Source organism: Actinomadura flavalba DSM 45200 (genome assembly GCF_000374305.1).
Lineage (GTDB): Bacteria > Actinomycetota > Actinomycetes > Streptosporangiales > Streptosporangiaceae > Spirillospora > Spirillospora flavalba.
Window position 1 is genome coordinate 34131 of sequence record NZ_KB894102.1, and the last position, 15316, is coordinate 49446.

The window sequence follows — 15316 nt, forward strand, 5'->3', positions numbered from 1 at the left end:
TCCGTCCCCTTCCAGCACCGAAACGAGCCTTCGCATGTCCAAGAGCACACGCAACCGCGCCCAGCAGCAGCGCAAGAACGCCCTCACCGAGCGGCACACGCCGTGGGGCGGGATCATCTTCTTCACCGTGATCGGGCTGGTCGCCGCCGTGGCCGTCACGTTCGCCTACCTGTCGTCCCGGCCGCCGTCCACCGAGATCGCGGGGCTGGTCGAGAAGGACGGCCTGGCCGACGGGCACACGACCAGCCCCGTCCAGTACGACGCGTCGCCGCCGATGGGCGGCGACCACGACCCCGCCTGGCAGAGCTGCGACGCCCGCGTCTACGACCGGCCGCTGCGCAACGAGAACGCCGTCCACTCGCTGGAGCACGGCGCCGTCTGGATCACCCACCGGCCCGACCTGCACATCTCCCAGCTCGCCGCCCTCTCCCAGCGGGTGAAGGCCGTCGACTACACGATGATGAGCCCCTACCCCGACCTGGACTCCCCCATCGTGCTGACCGCGTGGGGCAGGCAGCTCAAGGTCGACGACGCCTCCGACCCGCGCATCGGGCGGTTCCTCCAGGCGTTCGTGAAGGGGCCGCAGACGCCGGAGAAGGGCGCGCCGTGCAACGGCGGCAAGGAGACCGCGTGACCGGCGCCGCCGGTACCGCGCCGCGAGGACGGCGGATCGCCGCCGTCCTCGCGGCGCTGGCCGTGGCCGCCGCCGCGCTGCTGGTGCTGCGCCCGGGCGGCGGCGTGTCCGGCGACTCGGCGGAGGCCGGGTTCGCGCGCGACATGAGCACCCACCACGCGCAGGCGGTGAAGATGGCGTTCCTCGTCCGCGACCGCAGCGACGACGAGCGCGTCCGCACCCTCACCTACGACATGATCGCCACGCAGTCCGCCCAGATCGGCATGATGACGGCCTGGCTCGACGCCTGGAACGTCCCGCACACCGACCCGCGCGGCCCGATGCGCTGGATGAACGGCCACGGCCACGGCGACGCGTCCGGGACAAAAGCAATGCCGGGCATGGCCACACCCGAACAACTCCGCGAACTGGAGAAGGCCGACGGCAGAGCAGCCGAGATCGTCTTCCTGCGCCTCATGCTCACCCACCACAAGGCGGGCGTGGAGATGGCGAGAGCAGCCCAGACCCGCGCCGAGGACGAACACGTCCTACGCCTGGCCCGCGCCATGGTGCGCGGCCAACAGGCGGAAATCGACCTGATGCAACAGATGCTCACCGAACGCACAAGCCCCGCCTAGACCGAACTCCGCCCGCCCGAGTCCACCCCGCGAACACGGAGACCAGATGCCATGGCCCCACACTGAACTGCCACGCCTCGGCCGCACGCGAGCGCGAAGACCGGCTGCCATGCCCCCACCCCGAACCGCCACGCCTCAGCCACCGCGCGGGCGCGGAGACCGGATGCCATGCCCCCACCCCGAACCGCCATGCTCCCGCCACCGCGCAGGCGCGAAGACCGGATGCCATGCCCCCACCCCGAACCGCCACGCCTCAGCCACCGCGCAGGCGCGAAGACCGGATGCCATGGCCCGCACCTTGAACCGCCGTGCATCAGCCACCGCGCGGGCGCGGAGACCGGGCCCGCGCGGCGCAGCCGAAGGCGAGCCGCGCGGGACCGGATCGCGAAGCGATGCCGCGCCCGCCAGATTCCCGGTTAGGCCGCGAGCCCCCAGGCGAGCGGCCGTAGGCCGGGAATCAAGAAAATTCAGCCAGGGTGCGTTCGGCTTCGGTGAGCCAGGCGCGGCGGGCCGTCAGGGCCTCCTCGGCCTCCTTGACGTCCTTCTCGCGGCCGTTCTCGCGGGCCTTGTCGCGGCGCTTCTCCAACTGCTCGATCGAGGTGCGGAGCTGGGCGACCGTCGCCTCGGCGCGGGCGCGCGCCTCGGGGTTGGTGCGGCGCCACTCGGTCTCCTCGGCGCCGCGCACCGCCTCCTCGATCTTGCGGAGGCGGCCCTCCAGGCGGTCGCGCTGCTCGCGCGGGACCATGCCCGCGGCTTCCCAGCGCTCCTGGACGAGCCGCAGGGAGGCGCGGGCCTGGCGGGCGTCGCGGACGGGCAGCAGCTTCTCGGCGTCCGCGAGGATGCGCTCCTTCTCCTCCGCGTTGCCCGCGAACTCGGCGTCGCGCTCGGCGAACGCGGCGCCGCGCGCGGCGAAGAAGGTGTCCTGGGCGCCCTTGAAGCGGGCCCACAGCTCGTCCTCGGTCTCGCGGGAGGCGCGTCCGGCCTGCTTCCAGCGGCGCATGAGGTCGCGGTAGGCGGCGGCGGTGTCGCCCCAGTCGGTCGAGCCGCTCAGCGCCTCGGCGTCCGCGACGATGCGCTCCTTGTCGCGGCGGGCCGCATCGCGTTGGTCGTCCAGGGTGGCGAAGTACGCCTTGCGGCGCTTGGTGAAGGCGTTGCGGGCGGCCGACAGCCGCTTCCACAGCGAGGTCTCGGTGGGCCGGTCGATGCGGTCGGCGGCCTTCCACTCCTCGACCAGGGCGCGCAGCCGCTCGCCGCCGTTCTTCCAGTGCGTCTCGTGCTCGGCGATGCGCTCGGCCTCGGCGACGATGCGCTCCTTGACCTCGCGGGCCTCGGTGCGCGACTGCTCGCGCTTGGCCTTGACCTCCTCGCGGCGCTTGCCGACGAGGGCGTCGAGCGCGTCCAGGCGGCGCTCCAGGGCCGCCAGGTCGCCGACGGCGTTGGCGCCGGTGACGGACTCGCGGAGCCGCTGCACGCTCTGCTCGGCCTGCTGCGGTTGCAGGTCGGTGGTCTTGATCCGCTGTTCGAGCAGCCCGATCTCGGTGGCCAGCGCGTCGAACTTGCGCTTGAAGTACCCGAGTGCCTCCTCGGGCGCACCCGCCTGCCAGGACCCGACGACGCGTTCACCCTCGGCGGTCTTCACATAGACCGTGCCGTCGTCGTCCACCCGGCCCCACGGATCGGTCGCGCTGGACACCCTTGCCTCCTGAGTCGCGGACCCGGAGGGGTCATACCACCCCCGGACCCTCCACACCTTAGTATCCCGAACGCCTATTTCCCGGCGATCGCGACGTCCTGGATCGTGACCTTCTTCTTCGGCTCACCGGTGCCGTCCTGGCCGGGCTTGTCGATGCCCGCCTTGGCGACGGCCTCCAGCGTGTCCAGCCCCTTGGTGATCTTGCCGAACACCGTGTAGTCGGGCGGGAGCTGCGAATCGCCGTAGACGAGGAAGAACTGGCTGCCGTTGGTGCCGGGCCCGGCGTTGGCCATGGCGAGGGTGCCCTTGCCGTACTTCGCGCCCTCGGTGTTCTCGTTGCCGAACTGGTAGCCGGGGCCGCCGCTGCCCGAGCCGGTCGGGTCGCCGCACTGGAGCATCCGCAGGCCCTCGCTGGTGGACAGGCGGTGGCAGTGGCTCTTGTTCCAGAAGTCCTTCTCGGCGAGGAAGGCGAAGGAGTTCGTCGCGCACGGGGCCTTGGCGCCGTCCAGCTCCAGCTCGATCGGGCCCTGGCTGGTCTTCAGGGTGGCCTTGACCGTGCCGGTGTGGGCGGGCTTGGCCGGCGGGGTGCCGAGGTCCTTGGGGGCACCGGCCTCCTGGGCCGCGGTGTAGGCGCACTCGCCGGGCTTGGCCGACGGGGACGCCGCCGCGTTGGCCTTGGCCTCGCCGTCGCCGTCGTCCCGGGTCAGCGCGAAGATCGCGCCGGCGCCGCCCGCGATCACCGCGACCGCGACCGCCGAACCGATGACCTTGACGCGACGGGCCCGGGCGCGCTCGGCCTCCAGGCGTGCCTGCTGGCGCGCGTAACGCTGCCGCGCGAGCTCCTTCTTGCGGTCCTTCCCCGCCACGGTGCCTGCCTTTTCTCGCTGATCGGGTGAACGTGCAGCGCATAGTAGCGGTACCCGGAGGGCACCCGCGCCGCCCGCCCGTGCCCTGTGGACAACGGACGGGATTCGCCGCCGCACGTGTGGATGTCGTTCGCGGGGGCGGCCATCCCGCCGGTACGCTCGGTGACCTACTTGCCGACCCCGTCGGCATTTCCCCGCCAGAAGGAAGGACGACCGTGCTCGTCGCCGGGTTCCCCGCCGGATCGTTCGCCGCGAACTGCTACGTCGTGGCGCCCGCCGCGGGTGAGGAGTGCGTCATCATCGACCCCGGCGAGAACGCCGCGGCCGGGATCGACGAGATCCTGCGCGAACACCGGCTCAAGCCGGTCGCCGTCCTGCTGACGCACGGCCATCTCGACCACGTCTGGTCGGTCGCCCCGGTCTGCGGCGCCAAAGACGTCCCGGCCTACATCCATCCCGACGACCGCGACCTGCTCACCGATCCCGCCAAGGGCCTGTCCCTCGGCGCGGGGCAGGAGCTGTTCGGCGGGCTGACGCTGAGCGAGCCCGACGACGTGAAGGAACTGTCGGACGGCGCGGAGATGACGCTGGCCGGACTGAGCTTCACCGTCGACCACGCTCCGGGCCATACGCCCGGTTCGGTCACGTTCCGTACACCCCCGTCCGGTGAGATACCGGACGTCATGTTCACCGGCGACCTGCTGTTCGCCGGGTCGATCGGGCGCACCGACCTGCCGGGCGGATCGTACGAGGAGATCCTCACCAGCCTCTCCCGGGTGTGCCTGTCGCGCCCGGACGAGACCGCCGTCCTGCCCGGTCACGGTCCGCAGACCACGATCGGCCACGAGCGCGCCACCAACCCGTTCCTCGCCGACCTGGCGCCCGCGGACGGTCCGCACAAGGGATTCTGAGCCACCACATCATGAGTTCGAGCTTCCAGGCCCCCAAGGGGGTCAGTGAATACGTCCCGCCGCGCGCGGACCTGTTCGCCGCGATCCGCTCCGCGTTCGCCGAGCAGGCCCGGCTGGCCGGATACGGCTACCTGGAGCTGGCGGTGTTCGAGGACACCAACCTGTTCCGGCGCGGCGTCGGGGAGTCCACCGACGTCGTCAGCAAGGAGATGTACACCTTCGAGGATCGCGGCGGCCGGTCGCTGACGCTGCGCCCGGAGTTCACCGCGACGGTGCTGCGCGCCGTACTGGAGCACAATCTGCACAAGCAGGGCGCGCTGCCGGTCAAGGTGTGGACGACCGGGCCCGCGTTCCGCGCCGAGCGTCCGCAGCAGGGCCGGTACCGGCAGTTCTACCAGCTCGACCTGGAGGCGATCGGCACCGAGGACCCGCGCGTGGACGCCGAGACGATCGCGCTCGCCGCCCGCTGGTACGCCTCGCTCGGGCTGACGCAGGTCCGGCTGCTGCTCAACTCGCTGGGCTGCCGCGAGTGCCGGCCGGGCTACCGGACGCTGCTCCAGGAGTTCCTGCGCGGACTCGACCTCGACGAGGCCACCCGCGCGCGCATCGAGATCAACCCACTGCGCGTCCTGGACGACAAGCGCCCCGCCGTGCAGGCGCAGCTCACCGGCGCGCCGCTGATGGCCGACCACCTGTGCGCGGCCTGCCAGGAGCACCACGACCGCGTCCGCGAACTGCTCGCCGACCTCGGCATCGCCTGGGAGGACACGCCCCGCCTGGTGCGCGGCCTGGACTACTACACCCGGACGACCTACGAGTTCGACCACCCGCTGCTGGGCGCCCAGTCCGGCATCGGCGGCGGCGGACGCTACGACGGGCTCGCCGAGGACATCGGCGGCCCGGCGCTGCCCGGCATCGGCTTCGGGCTCGGCCTGGACCGCACGATCCTCGCGCTGGAGGCGGAGAACGCGGGCTTCGAGGCCGCGCCGCGCTGCGAGGTGTTCGGCGTCCCGCTCGGCGCGGAGGCCGAACGGCGACTGTTCGCCCTCGCGGACGAGCTGCGCCGCGCCGGGATCGCCGCCGACACGGCCTTCGGCGGCAAGAAGCTCAAGGGCGCCATGAAGGACGCCGACCGCTCCGGGGCCCGCTTCGCCGTCATCCTCGGCGAACGCGACCTGGCCGCTGGGGAGGCGCAGCTCAAGGAGCTGGCCACCGGCGACCAGACCGCCGTCCCGCTCACCGACCTCACTTCGACGCTCAGGGAAAGGCTTTCACGATGATCCGCTCGCATGAGGCGGGGACGCTCCGCGCGGAGCACGCCGGGCAGCAGGTGACGCTGGCCGGGTGGGTGGCGCGGCGCCGCGACCACGGCGGCGTCACGTTCATCGACCTGCGCGACGCCTCCGGCTCCGCCCAGGTCGTCTTCCGGGAGGAGGACGCCGCCCACGACCTGCGCGCCGAGTACTGCGTGCGCGTGGTCGGCGAGGTCCGGGTCCGTCCGGAGGGCAACGAGAACCCCGAGCTGCCGACGGGCGCGATCGAGGTCGCCGCGTCCCAGGTGGACGTGCTGTCGGAGTCGGCGCCGCTGCCGTTCCCGATCGAGGGCGACGTCAACGTCAACGAGGAGATCCGGCTGAAGTACCGGTACCTCGACATCCGCCGGGAGGCCGTCGCCGAGACGCTGCGCGTGCGGTCCCAGGCGTCCTATCTGGTGCACGACGTGCTGCGCGAGCACGGGTTCGTCAACGTGGAGACGCCGACGCTGACGCGGTCCACGCCCGAGGGCGCGCGCGACTTCCTCGTGCCGGTGCGGCTCAAGCCGGGCCACTGGTATGCGCTGCCGCAGTCGCCGCAGTTGTTCAAGCAGCTCCTGATGGTCGGCGGGCTGGAGCGGTACTACCAGATCGCCCGTTGCTACCGCGACGAGGACTTCCGCGCCGACCGGCAGCCGGAGTTCACCCAGATCGACATCGAGATGTCGTTCGTCGAGCAGGACGACGTGCTGAAGGTCGCCGAGGACCTCGTCGCGCGGCTGTGGAAGGACGTCGCGGGGCACGAGATCCCGCGCCCTATCCCGCACATGACGTACGCGGACGCGCTCGCCCGCTACGGCTCGGACAAGCCCGACCTGCGGTTCGGGCAGGAGCTGACCGACCTCACCGGGTACTTCGCGAACACCTCGTTCCGGGTGTTCCAGGCGCCGTACGTGGGCGCGGTCGTGATGCCGGGCGGCGCCTCGCAGACGCGCAAGGAGCTGGACGCCTGGCAGGACTGGGCCAAGGCGCGCGGCGCGCGCGGCCTGGCGTACGTGCTCGTCCAGGCGGACGGCGCGCTCGGCGGTCCGGTCGCCAAGAACCTGTCGGACGAGGAGAAGTCGGGCCTGGCCGCCGCGACCGGCGCCTCCCCCGGCGACGCGATCTTCTTCGGCGCGGGCCGTCCGCACGCGACCCGCGAACTGCTCGGCGCGGCCCGGCTGGAGATCGGCCGCCGCTGCGACCTCATCGACGCGTCCGCCTGGAGGTTCCTCTGGGTCGTGGACGCGCCGGTGTTCGAGCCCGTCGAGGACGACAAGGGCGAGCGGATCGGCTGGACGGCCGTCCACCACCCCTTCACGGCGCCCAAGCCGGAGTTCGCGGACACCTTCATCGAGGACCCGGGCAGCGCGCTGGCCAACGCCTACGACATCGTCTGCAACGGCAACGAGATCGGCGGCGGCTCGATCCGCATCCACCGCGCCGACATGCAGCAGCGCGTGTTCGACGTGCTGGGCCTGTCCAAAGAGGAGGCCGAGTCGCAGTTCGGCTTCCTCCTGGAGGCGTTCAAGTTCGGCCCGCCGCCGCACGGCGGCATCGCCTTCGGCTGGGACCGCATGGTCATGCTCCTGGCGGGCGAGGCGTCCATCCGCGACGTCATCGCGTTCCCCAAGGCCGCCTCCGGTTACGACCCGCTGACCGCCGCTCCCACGCCGATCACCGTCCAGCAGCGCGAGGAGGCCGGCGTCGACGTCGTCCCCGAGGACCAGGACGAGATCGAAGCCTGACCGGCGCGACGAGCGGCGGCACACGGACGGGACCGTGTGCCGCCGCTCTCGCGTCGTCAGCTCGGCCGGGGCGTCATCCCGGCGAAGAGGGCGTCGAGGAGACGGTCGATGTAGGCGTCCGTCAACGGCTGCTGGGTGACGAGCAGCCGGTAGTACAGCGGGCCCGACAGGATCTCCATGGCCAGGTGCGCGTCGAAGTCGGGGGCGAGCTGCCCCCGGTCCTTGGCGGCGTCGAGGCGGGCCACGGTGTCCGCGGTCTGGGGCTCGACGAAGCGCTGGTTCAGCGCGGCGGCGACCTCGGGATCGTGCTGTGCCTCGCCGACCAGGGCCTGGAACAGCGGTCCCCACGGGGGCCTGCCCAGCAGGGTGACGGCACGGACCATCTGCTCGCGCAGGTCGGCGGCGATGTCACCGGTGTCGCGGTAGCCGAGGCCCTGCTCGTTCAGTGAGAGGACCGCGTCGAGGAAGAGCAGCCCGCGCGAGGACCAGCGGCGGTAGACGGTGTGCTTGCCGACACCGGCGCGGGCGGCGACCGCCTCGATGCTGAGTTTCGCGTAGCCGGTCTCCCGGGCGAGGTCGAGCGTGGCTCGCATGATCGCTTCGGTCCGGTCCGCGGCACGGGCGGCGCGTCGGTCTGCCATACCACCACCATACGGCACGGCACGTGCCGTGTTGACACTCGCGTGCCCGTTCGTCCATTCTGAGCGCACAGAAACGGCACGGCACGTGCCGAGTCGGTGGTGCGGGGGCGACGCCGCCCGCGAAGCCGACGCCTGTTCTCCCCGCGAAGGATCGTTCATGGTGGAATACCGGCCGGCAGACGGCGCACTCGGCGCCACGACGAGCGGGATTCCGGCGTCCCCGAAGACGGGCGGCCTCCTGCTCCCGCTCGGCGCCACGATGGTGACGGCGGCAGCCGCGCTGCTGGACACCGCCGCGCGCACCGCCGGGGTGGACGCGGTGACATTGACGATCCTGGGTGGCGTGGTCGGCGGCTGGGGGCTGTACCTGCTGGTGTCCGCCCTGCGGCCGCCGGGCGGCGGCGCTCCGGCGCGGCCCGGGTGGCTGATCGCCGGTGAGGCGGTCGCCGCCCCGGCGTTGGCGGTGGCGCCGTCCTACGTGCTCGGCCGGGCGCTGGTGAACCTGCTGACGGACACCGGCCAGGTCTCCGAGGACGTCGCGTTCGCGTTCGGGCCGGTCGCGCTCGCGGCCGGATTCGGGATCACCGCGCTCTCGGCGGTGATCACCGGACGGTGGACGGCCCGCCCGTCCGGTGGGAACGCCCTAGCGGGCGGCGCCGCTGGTGATGCGGTAGACGTCGTAGACGCCGTCGATGCTGCGGACGGCCTTGAGGACGTGCCCCAGGTGCTTGGGGTCGCCCATCTCGAAGGTGAAGCGGCTGACGGCCACGCGGTCGCGCGTGGTGGTGACCGACGCCGACAGGATGTTGACGTGCTGGTCGGACAGGACGCGGGTGACGTCCGACAGCAGACGGGGACGGTCCAGGGCCTCGACCTGGATCGCCACCAGGAAGACCGAGTCCTCGCCGGGTGACCACTTCACGTCGATGAGGCGGTCGGGCTCCTCGCGCAGGCTCTGCACGTTCGAGCAGTCGGCGCGGTGCACCGAGACGCCGTGCCCGCGCGTGACGAAACCGAGGATGTCGTCGCCGGGGACGGGCGTGCAGCAGCGCGAGAGGCGCACCCAGACGTCCGGGTCGTCCGCGACGACGACGCCCGGGTCACCGGCCGGGCGGGTGCGCTTGCGGCGCGTCGGCAGGGCGATCTCGGCGAGATCCTCCTCGGCGCTCTCCACGCCGCCGAGGGCGTCCACGAGACGCTGCACGACCGTCTGCGCCGACACCTGGTTCTCACCGACGGCCGCGTACAGCGACGAGACGTCGGGGAACCGCATGTCGCGGGCGAGGGCCAGCAGCGCCTCCCCCGACATCATCCGCTGGAGCGGCATGTTCTGCTTGCGCATCGCGCGGGCGATCGACTCCTTGCCGGACTCGATCGCGGTGTCGCGGCGCTCCTTGGAGAACCAGTGCTTGATCTTGTTGCGGGCGCGGGCGCTCTTGACGAAGTTCAGCCAGTCGCGGCTGGGCCCGGCGTCCGGCGACTTGGACGTGAACACCTCGACGGCGTCGCCGTTGTCCAGCGTGGACTCCAGCGGGACGAGACGTCCGTTCACCCGCGCGCCGATACATCGGTGCCCGACCTCGGTGTGGATCGCGTACGCGAAGTCGACCGGGGTGGCGCCCTGCGGCAGCGCGATGACGTCGCCGGAGGGCGTGAAGACGAACACCTCCGACACCGACAGGTCGAAGCGCAGCGACTCCAGGAACTCGGCCGGGTCGGCGGTCTCCTTCTGCCAGTCGAGCAACTGGCGGAGCCACTGCATGTCGGCGGCCTTGCGGCTGCCGACCGTCTCCTCCTTGTACTTCCAGTGCGCGGCGACGCCGTACTCGGCGCGGCGGTGCATGCCCCAGGTGCGGATCTGGAGCTCGACGGGCTTGCCCTCCGGGCCGATGACCGTCGTGTGCAGCGACTGGTACATGTTGAACTTCGGCATCGCGATGTAGTCCTTGAACCGGCCGGGGACCGGGTTCCACCGCGCGTGGATCGTGCCGAGGGCCGCGTAGCAGTCGCGGACGCTGTCCACCAGGACCCGGATGCCGACCAGGTCGTAGATGTCGTCGAACCCGACATCGCGGGCGATCATCTTCTGGTAGATCGAGTAGTAGTGCTTGGGGCGGCCGGTGACCGTCGCCTTGATCTTGGAGTCGCGCAGGTCGGCCGAGACGTTCTCGATGACCTCTTGCAGGAAGATGTCGCGGCGCGGCGCCCGCTCGGACACCAGCCGCGCGATCTCGTCGAACCGCTTGGGGTACAGGGTGGCGAAGGAGAGGTCCTCCAGCTCCCATTTCAGCGTGTTCATGCCGAGCCGGTGGGCCAGCGGCGCGAAGACCTCCAGCGTCTCGCGGGCCTTCTTCTCCTGCTTGTGCCGGGGCATGTAGCGCAGCGTGCGCATGTTGTGCAGCCGGTCCGCGAGCTTGATGACGAGCACGCGGATGTCGCGCGCCATCGCCACGACCATCTTGCGGACCGTCTCGGCCTCGGCCGCGTCACCGTACTTGACCTTGTCGAGCTTGGTGACGCCGTCGACGAGGTTCGCGATCTCCTCACCGAAGTCGGCGCGCAGCTCGTCCAGCTTGTAGTCGGTGTCCTCGACGGTGTCGTGCAGCAGCGCCGCGCACAGCGTCTCGGTGTTCATGCCCAGCTCGGCCAGGATCGTGGTGACGGCCAGCGGGTGCGTGATGTACGGATCGCCGCTCTTGCGCTTCTGGTCGCGGTGGTAGTGCGCCGCGACGTCGTAGGCGCGCTCGATCTGCCGGAGGTCGGCCTTCGGGTGCGTGTTGCGCACCGTCTTGATCAGCGGTTCGAGGACGGGGTTCATGGCGGTCCCCCGCTGCGCGCCCAGCCGCGCGAGCCTGCGGCGGACCCGGGCGGCGGACGGCGGGATCGTGGCCGGGCTCGGCCGGGTCGGATCGTCGGGCTGGGCGTCGGGCTCGGCGCCGGACGGGGCTTCGGGCTGGGGCGGCATGTCCGCCCGCGACGGCGCGGACGCCTCGGCGGGCGCGGATGCCTCGGCGCGCGCGGCTGCCTCGGCGGGTACGGCTGCCTCGGCGGGCGAGGCGGCCTCGGACGACGGCGTGGGCGCCTCGGCGGGCTCGGAGAACGCGGGCGAAACGGCCTCGGCGGGCGCGGGCTGCGCGCCGGTGACCGTCTCGGCCGCGGACGCCTCGGTCGCGGCCGACTGGGCGGCGGTGTCCTTGGCGCGCGCGAGCGCGGCGTTCACCGCCTCGGTCGATACCACCTCACCGGGCACTCAGCCTCCCCAAGGGCGTCGCGGGCGCGTTTCCCCTGCTCGCCCTGCGGGAAGCGCCCGTCCCCACCGGACCGCGTGGGTGCCGTCAGTCTATCCGGCACCGGTTTCGTACTAGACCGTAACGAGCGCGTGGACGTCCAGATTCCCCACGCGGTCGCGCCCGCCCAGGAACGACAGCTCCATGAGCACCGTGACGCCGACGACGTCGGCGCCGCCGCGCGTCACCAGATCGGCCGCGGCGCGGGCGGTTCCACCGGTCGCGAGCACGTCGTCGACGATGAGGACGCGCTCGCCGGGCGAGAACGCATCGGCGTGCACCTCGATGGTCTCGGACCCGTACTCGAGATCATAGGACTCCGCCAGCGTCCGCGCGGGCAGTTTCCCCTTCTTCCGCACCGGGACGAAGCCGGCGCCGAAGTGGTACGCGACCGGCGCCGCCAGGATGAACCCGCGCGCCTCGATCCCGACGATCTTGTCGATCGTGCCGCGGCCGTGATGGTTCACGATCCGGTCGACGACCCCGGCGAACGCGACGTGGTCGGCCAGCAGCGGCGTGATGTCCTTGAACACCACGCCCTCCTTCGGGTGGTCGGCGATGTCGCGGATGCGCTCCTGGATGAGGCGGTCGAGGTCCACGGTGCTGATCTCCTTGCGGTCTCGGACATGCGACGGCCGTGCCCGCGGGGACGCGGGCACGGCCGATGGTGCGATGCGCGGGGCGGGTTACTTGCCCCGGCGCTGGTTGCGGGTGCCGCGCCGGGGCTGCTGGCGCGGGCCCGACTGGACGACCTTGCGGGTGACGACCGGGTTCGCCGGGGCGTCGTCGTCGGCGTCGGTGTCCGCGTCGGCGGACGGCTCGGCCGCGTCGTCGGCCGCGGCGGTGCCGCCGCCCGCGCCCGCCGCGACGGCGGTGCGCGCCGACTTGGCCTGCCACTTGGGGCTGTTGGCGCGGCGCTCGATGTTGGCCCGCAGCTCACGGTAGCGGGGCTCGCGCTCCTTGAGCTGCACCAGCAGCGGTGTGGCGACGCAGATCGAGGAGTACGTGCCGACGATCATGCCGACGAACAGGGCGAGCGAGAGGTCCTTCAGGGTGCCGGCGCCGAACAGCGTCGTCCCGATGAACAGGATCGCCGCCACCGGCAGGATCGCGACCAGGGTGGTGTTCAGCGAGCGGATCAGGGTGTTGCTGACCGCCTGGTTCGCCGCCTGGCTGTAGGTGATCTTGGAGGCCGGGGTGAGCGGCTTGGTGACCTCCTTGATCATGTCGAACACGACGACCGCGTCGTACAGCGAGTACCCGAGGATCGTCAGGAAGCCGAGCAGCGTCGCGGGTGTGACCTCGAACCCCGACCAGGCGTAGATGCCCGCCGTGATCACCAGGTCGTGGACGAGGGCGACGATCGCCGCCGCCGCCATCCGCCACTCGAACGCGAGCGACAGGTAGATGATGATCAGGACCATGAAGACGATGAGCGCCTGCCACGCCTTCTTGGAGATCTCACCGCCCCACGACGCGCCCACGACCTGCGTGGACACCTCCGCCGCCGGGACGTCGAGCTTCTCCGCGACGCTGTTCTTGATCTCCGTGATGCCCGTCGACGGCAGGCTCTCGGTCGTGACGCGCCAGTCGCTGCCCGCCTGCTGCACGATGACCTGGTGCGCACCGCCCTCGGCGACGGCGCCGCGCACGTCCTCGATGGAGTGCTTGGGCGCGTTGAACGTGAAGACCGAACCGCCCTTGAACTCCACGCCGAAGTTCAGGCCCTGGATGAGCAGGCCGGCGATCGAGAACACCAGCAGCACGCCCGAGATGCCGTACCAGATCTTGGGCCGGCCGACGATGTCGGCACTGATCTCGCCCCGGTAGATGCGGGCGACGACTCCGCCGAGTGCCATGGTCAGACCTCCTGACGGACCGGCGCCGCCGACGCGGGGACCGGAGCGGGCGGTGCGGGCTTGTGGAGCTTGCGGGGGTCGACGCCCGACAGCGGGTGTCCCTTGCCGAAGAACGTCGTGCGGGCCAGCAGCGCGACGAGCGGCTTGGTGAAGAAGAACACGACCGCGAGGTCGATGAGCGTGGTGAGGCCCATCGCGAACGCGAACCCGGCGACACCGCCGACCGCGAGGAAGAACAGCGTGCAGGCCGCGAGGAACGTGACCGCGTCCGCGACGACGATCGTGCGGCGGGCGCGCTTCCAGGCCGTCTCGACCGAGGGACGCAGTTTGCGCCCGTCGCGCAGCTCGTCGCGGAGCCGTTCGAAGTAGACGATGAACGAGTCGGCGGTGATGCCGATCGAGACGATCAGGCCGATGATGTGCGGCAGGGAGAGCCGGAAGCCCATGTTCTCGCCGAGCACGACGACGGCGAGGTAGGTCATGCCGCCCGCGACGACGAGGCTGGTGACGGCGACGACGCCGAGGCCCCGGTAGTAGAACAGGCAGTACAGGACGACGAGCGCCAGCCCGATGCCACCGGCGATCATGCCGCCGCGGAGCTGGTCGGAGCCGAGCGTCGAGGAGACCTCGTCGATGGAGCTCTGGGTGAACTCCAGCGGCAGCGCGCCGTACTTGAGCACGTTCGACAGATCGGAGGCGTACGCCTGGGTGAAGCTCTCCGGCGGGCCGTAGATGTTGGCGCTGCCGCCGGTGATGGCGCCGTTGTCGATGCTGGGCGCCGAGACGACCTGGCCGTCCAGCACGATCGCGACCTGACGCTGCGGGCCTCCGGCCGGCGACTGGTACGCCTCACCGGTGACGGCCGCGAACTGGCGGGCGCCCTCGCGCTTGAACTCCAGGCCGACCGTCCAGCTCGACTGCCCCTGCTGGGCGTTCGGCGGGAGCGCGGTCGCCTTGCTGATCTGCTCGCCGAGGACGCGGACCGGGCCGAGGACGTACTTGCTGACGCGGCCGCCCTCGGTGCGCTGGTCGCACGCGGCGACCCACTGCCTGGCCGGGTCGTTGGAGCCGGGGACGCGCTTGTCGGGCACGTAGCAGTTGAGCTTCTCGAACTGCTCGACGACCTTCTTGTCCTTGACGTCCGACAGGTCGGCTCCGGCGCCCGCTCCGGGGAGCTGGCCCTGGAGCTCCGGCGGGAGCTGCACCTGGCCGGGCGTGCTCGGCGACGGGTTCGGCGTGGGCGCGGCGGCCAGCGCGCCGTCGACGGCGCGGCCGCGCGGGGTCGCGGTCTCCGACGGCTTGGCCGACGGCGAGATGCCGGGCGGCGCCCGGTCGGTCGGCTTGCCCGTCGGTGACGCGGACGGCTTCGGGGTGGGCTCCGCCCCCTGGGGCCGCCCGTCGGCGACCGCGAAGACCTGCCGGAACTGGAGCTTGGCGGTCGTGCCGATCATCTGGACGACGCGGTCCTGGCCTTCGCCGGGCACGTTGACCACGATGTTGTTGCTGCCCTGTTTGGCGACCTCCGCGTCGGAGACGCCGAGACCGTTGACGCGCTGCGTCATGATCTGCACGGCCTGGTCCATCTGCTCGGCCGGCGGGTTCTTGCCCGATTCGGTCTTGGCCGTGAGCGTGACGGTCGTGCCGCCGGCGAGGTCGAGCCCCAGCTTGGGGGTCGCCTGTCCCTGGAGGAACATCACGCCGGTCAGGGCCGCCAGCACCGCGAACAGCACCAGCAGGGTGCGTCCGGGCCTGGAGACGTTGCTAGGAG

The 15316-nt window shown here is 71.6% G+C and carries 12 protein-coding genes; 5 read left to right on the top strand and 7 right to left on the bottom strand.

Annotated elements, in window-relative coordinates:
- The first annotated feature begins 34 nt into the window (after positions 1-34).
- Both C229_RS35105 and C229_RS35110 read left to right on the top strand, forming a co-directional pair.
- On the top strand, positions 35-634 hold the full coding sequence (locus C229_RS35105) for a DUF3105 domain-containing protein (RefSeq protein ID WP_018657998.1): 600 nt from the start codon (positions 35-37) through the stop codon (positions 632-634).
- Complete coding sequence (locus tag C229_RS35110) at positions 631-1251, top strand: DUF305 domain-containing protein (RefSeq protein WP_018657999.1); 621 nt, start codon at positions 631-633, stop codon at positions 1249-1251. The genes C229_RS35105 and C229_RS35110 overlap by 4 nt, the downstream gene beginning before the upstream one ends.
- Positions 1252-1708: 457 nt before the next feature.
- Here C229_RS35110 and C229_RS0125725 read toward each other — a convergent pair whose 3' ends face one another.
- Together C229_RS0125725 and C229_RS0125730 are read right to left on the bottom strand one after the other, a co-directional pair.
- A complete protein-coding gene (locus C229_RS0125725; RefSeq protein ID WP_018658000.1) occupies positions 1709-2944 on the bottom strand; it encodes a DUF349 domain-containing protein in 1236 nt (411 codons plus the stop codon).
- 74 nt (positions 2945-3018) lie between these two features.
- Positions 3019-3810, bottom strand: coding sequence for a peptidylprolyl isomerase (locus C229_RS0125730; RefSeq protein ID WP_018658001.1), 792 nt, complete (start codon positions 3808-3810; stop codon positions 3019-3021).
- A gap of 215 nt (positions 3811-4025) precedes the next feature.
- Between C229_RS0125730 and C229_RS0125735 the strand changes: the two genes are divergently transcribed.
- From C229_RS0125735 to aspS, 3 genes are read left to right on the top strand one after another with little or no spacing between them, the layout of a single operon-like run.
- Positions 4026-4721 (top strand): MBL fold metallo-hydrolase, encoded by a 696-nt coding sequence (locus C229_RS0125735; RefSeq protein ID WP_018658002.1) that lies wholly within the window; start codon positions 4026-4028, stop codon positions 4719-4721.
- A gap of 11 nt (positions 4722-4732) precedes the next feature.
- Positions 4733-6001, top strand: coding sequence for a histidine--tRNA ligase (hisS, locus tag C229_RS0125740; protein WP_018658003.1), 1269 nt, complete (start codon positions 4733-4735; stop codon positions 5999-6001).
- Positions 5998-7761, top strand: coding sequence for an aspartate--tRNA ligase (gene aspS / locus C229_RS0125745; protein WP_018658004.1), 1764 nt, complete (start codon positions 5998-6000; stop codon positions 7759-7761). The genes hisS and aspS overlap by 4 nt, the downstream gene beginning before the upstream one ends.
- A gap of 56 nt (positions 7762-7817) precedes the next feature.
- On the opposite strand, the gene C229_RS0125750 is transcribed toward aspS, so the two are convergent.
- The 5 genes from C229_RS0125750 to secD all read right to left on the bottom strand — a co-directional run bounded on the left by C229_RS0125750 (position 7818) and on the right by secD (position 15242).
- Entirely contained in the window at positions 7818-8402 is a 585-nt protein-coding gene (locus C229_RS0125750) for a TetR/AcrR family transcriptional regulator (RefSeq protein ID WP_018658005.1), read from the bottom strand.
- A 643-nt stretch (positions 8403-9045) separates the two neighbouring features.
- The gene (locus tag C229_RS0125760) at positions 9046-11220 is read right to left on the bottom strand and encodes a RelA/SpoT family protein (protein WP_155885060.1); all 2175 of its coding nucleotides are present in this window, start codon (positions 11218-11220) and stop codon (positions 9046-9048) included.
- Between the two features lie 543 nt (positions 11221-11763).
- Positions 11764-12288 (bottom strand): adenine phosphoribosyltransferase, encoded by a 525-nt coding sequence (locus C229_RS0125765; protein WP_018658008.1) that lies wholly within the window; start codon positions 12286-12288, stop codon positions 11764-11766.
- Between the two features lie 87 nt (positions 12289-12375).
- Positions 12376-13548 (bottom strand): protein translocase subunit SecF, encoded by a 1173-nt coding sequence (gene secF, locus C229_RS0125770; RefSeq protein ID WP_018658009.1) that lies wholly within the window; start codon positions 13546-13548, stop codon positions 12376-12378.
- Positions 13549-13550: 2 nt separating this feature from the next.
- Complete coding sequence (gene secD / locus C229_RS0125775; protein ID WP_033424809.1) at positions 13551-15242, bottom strand: protein translocase subunit SecD; 1692 nt, start codon at positions 15240-15242, stop codon at positions 13551-13553.
- Positions 15243-15316 lie beyond the last annotated feature (74 nt).

Bases quoted from the DNA above. Each gene is read 5' to 3' on its own strand.
- C229_RS35105 (WP_018657998.1), top strand. From the start codon at position 35: ATGTCCAAGAGCACACGCAACCGCGCCCAGCAGCAGCGCAAGAACGCC.
- hisS (WP_018658003.1), top strand. From the start codon at position 4,733: ATGAGTTCGAGCTTCCAGGCCCCCAAGGGGGTCAGTGAATACGTCCCG.
- aspS (WP_018658004.1), top strand. From the start codon at position 5,998: ATGATCCGCTCGCATGAGGCGGGGACGCTCCGCGCGGAGCACGCCGGG.
- C229_RS0125750 (WP_018658005.1), bottom strand. From the start codon at position 8,402: ATGGCAGACCGACGCGCCGCCCGTGCCGCGGACCGGACCGAAGCGATC.
- C229_RS0125760 (WP_155885060.1), bottom strand. From the start codon at position 11,220: ATGAACCCCGTCCTCGAACCGCTGATCAAGACGGTGCGCAACACGCAC.
- secF (WP_018658009.1), bottom strand. From the start codon at position 13,548: ATGGCACTCGGCGGAGTCGTCGCCCGCATCTACCGGGGCGAGATCAGT.
- secD (WP_033424809.1), bottom strand. From the start codon at position 15,242: ATGTTCCTCCAGGGACAGGCGACCCCCAAGCTGGGGCTCGACCTCGCC.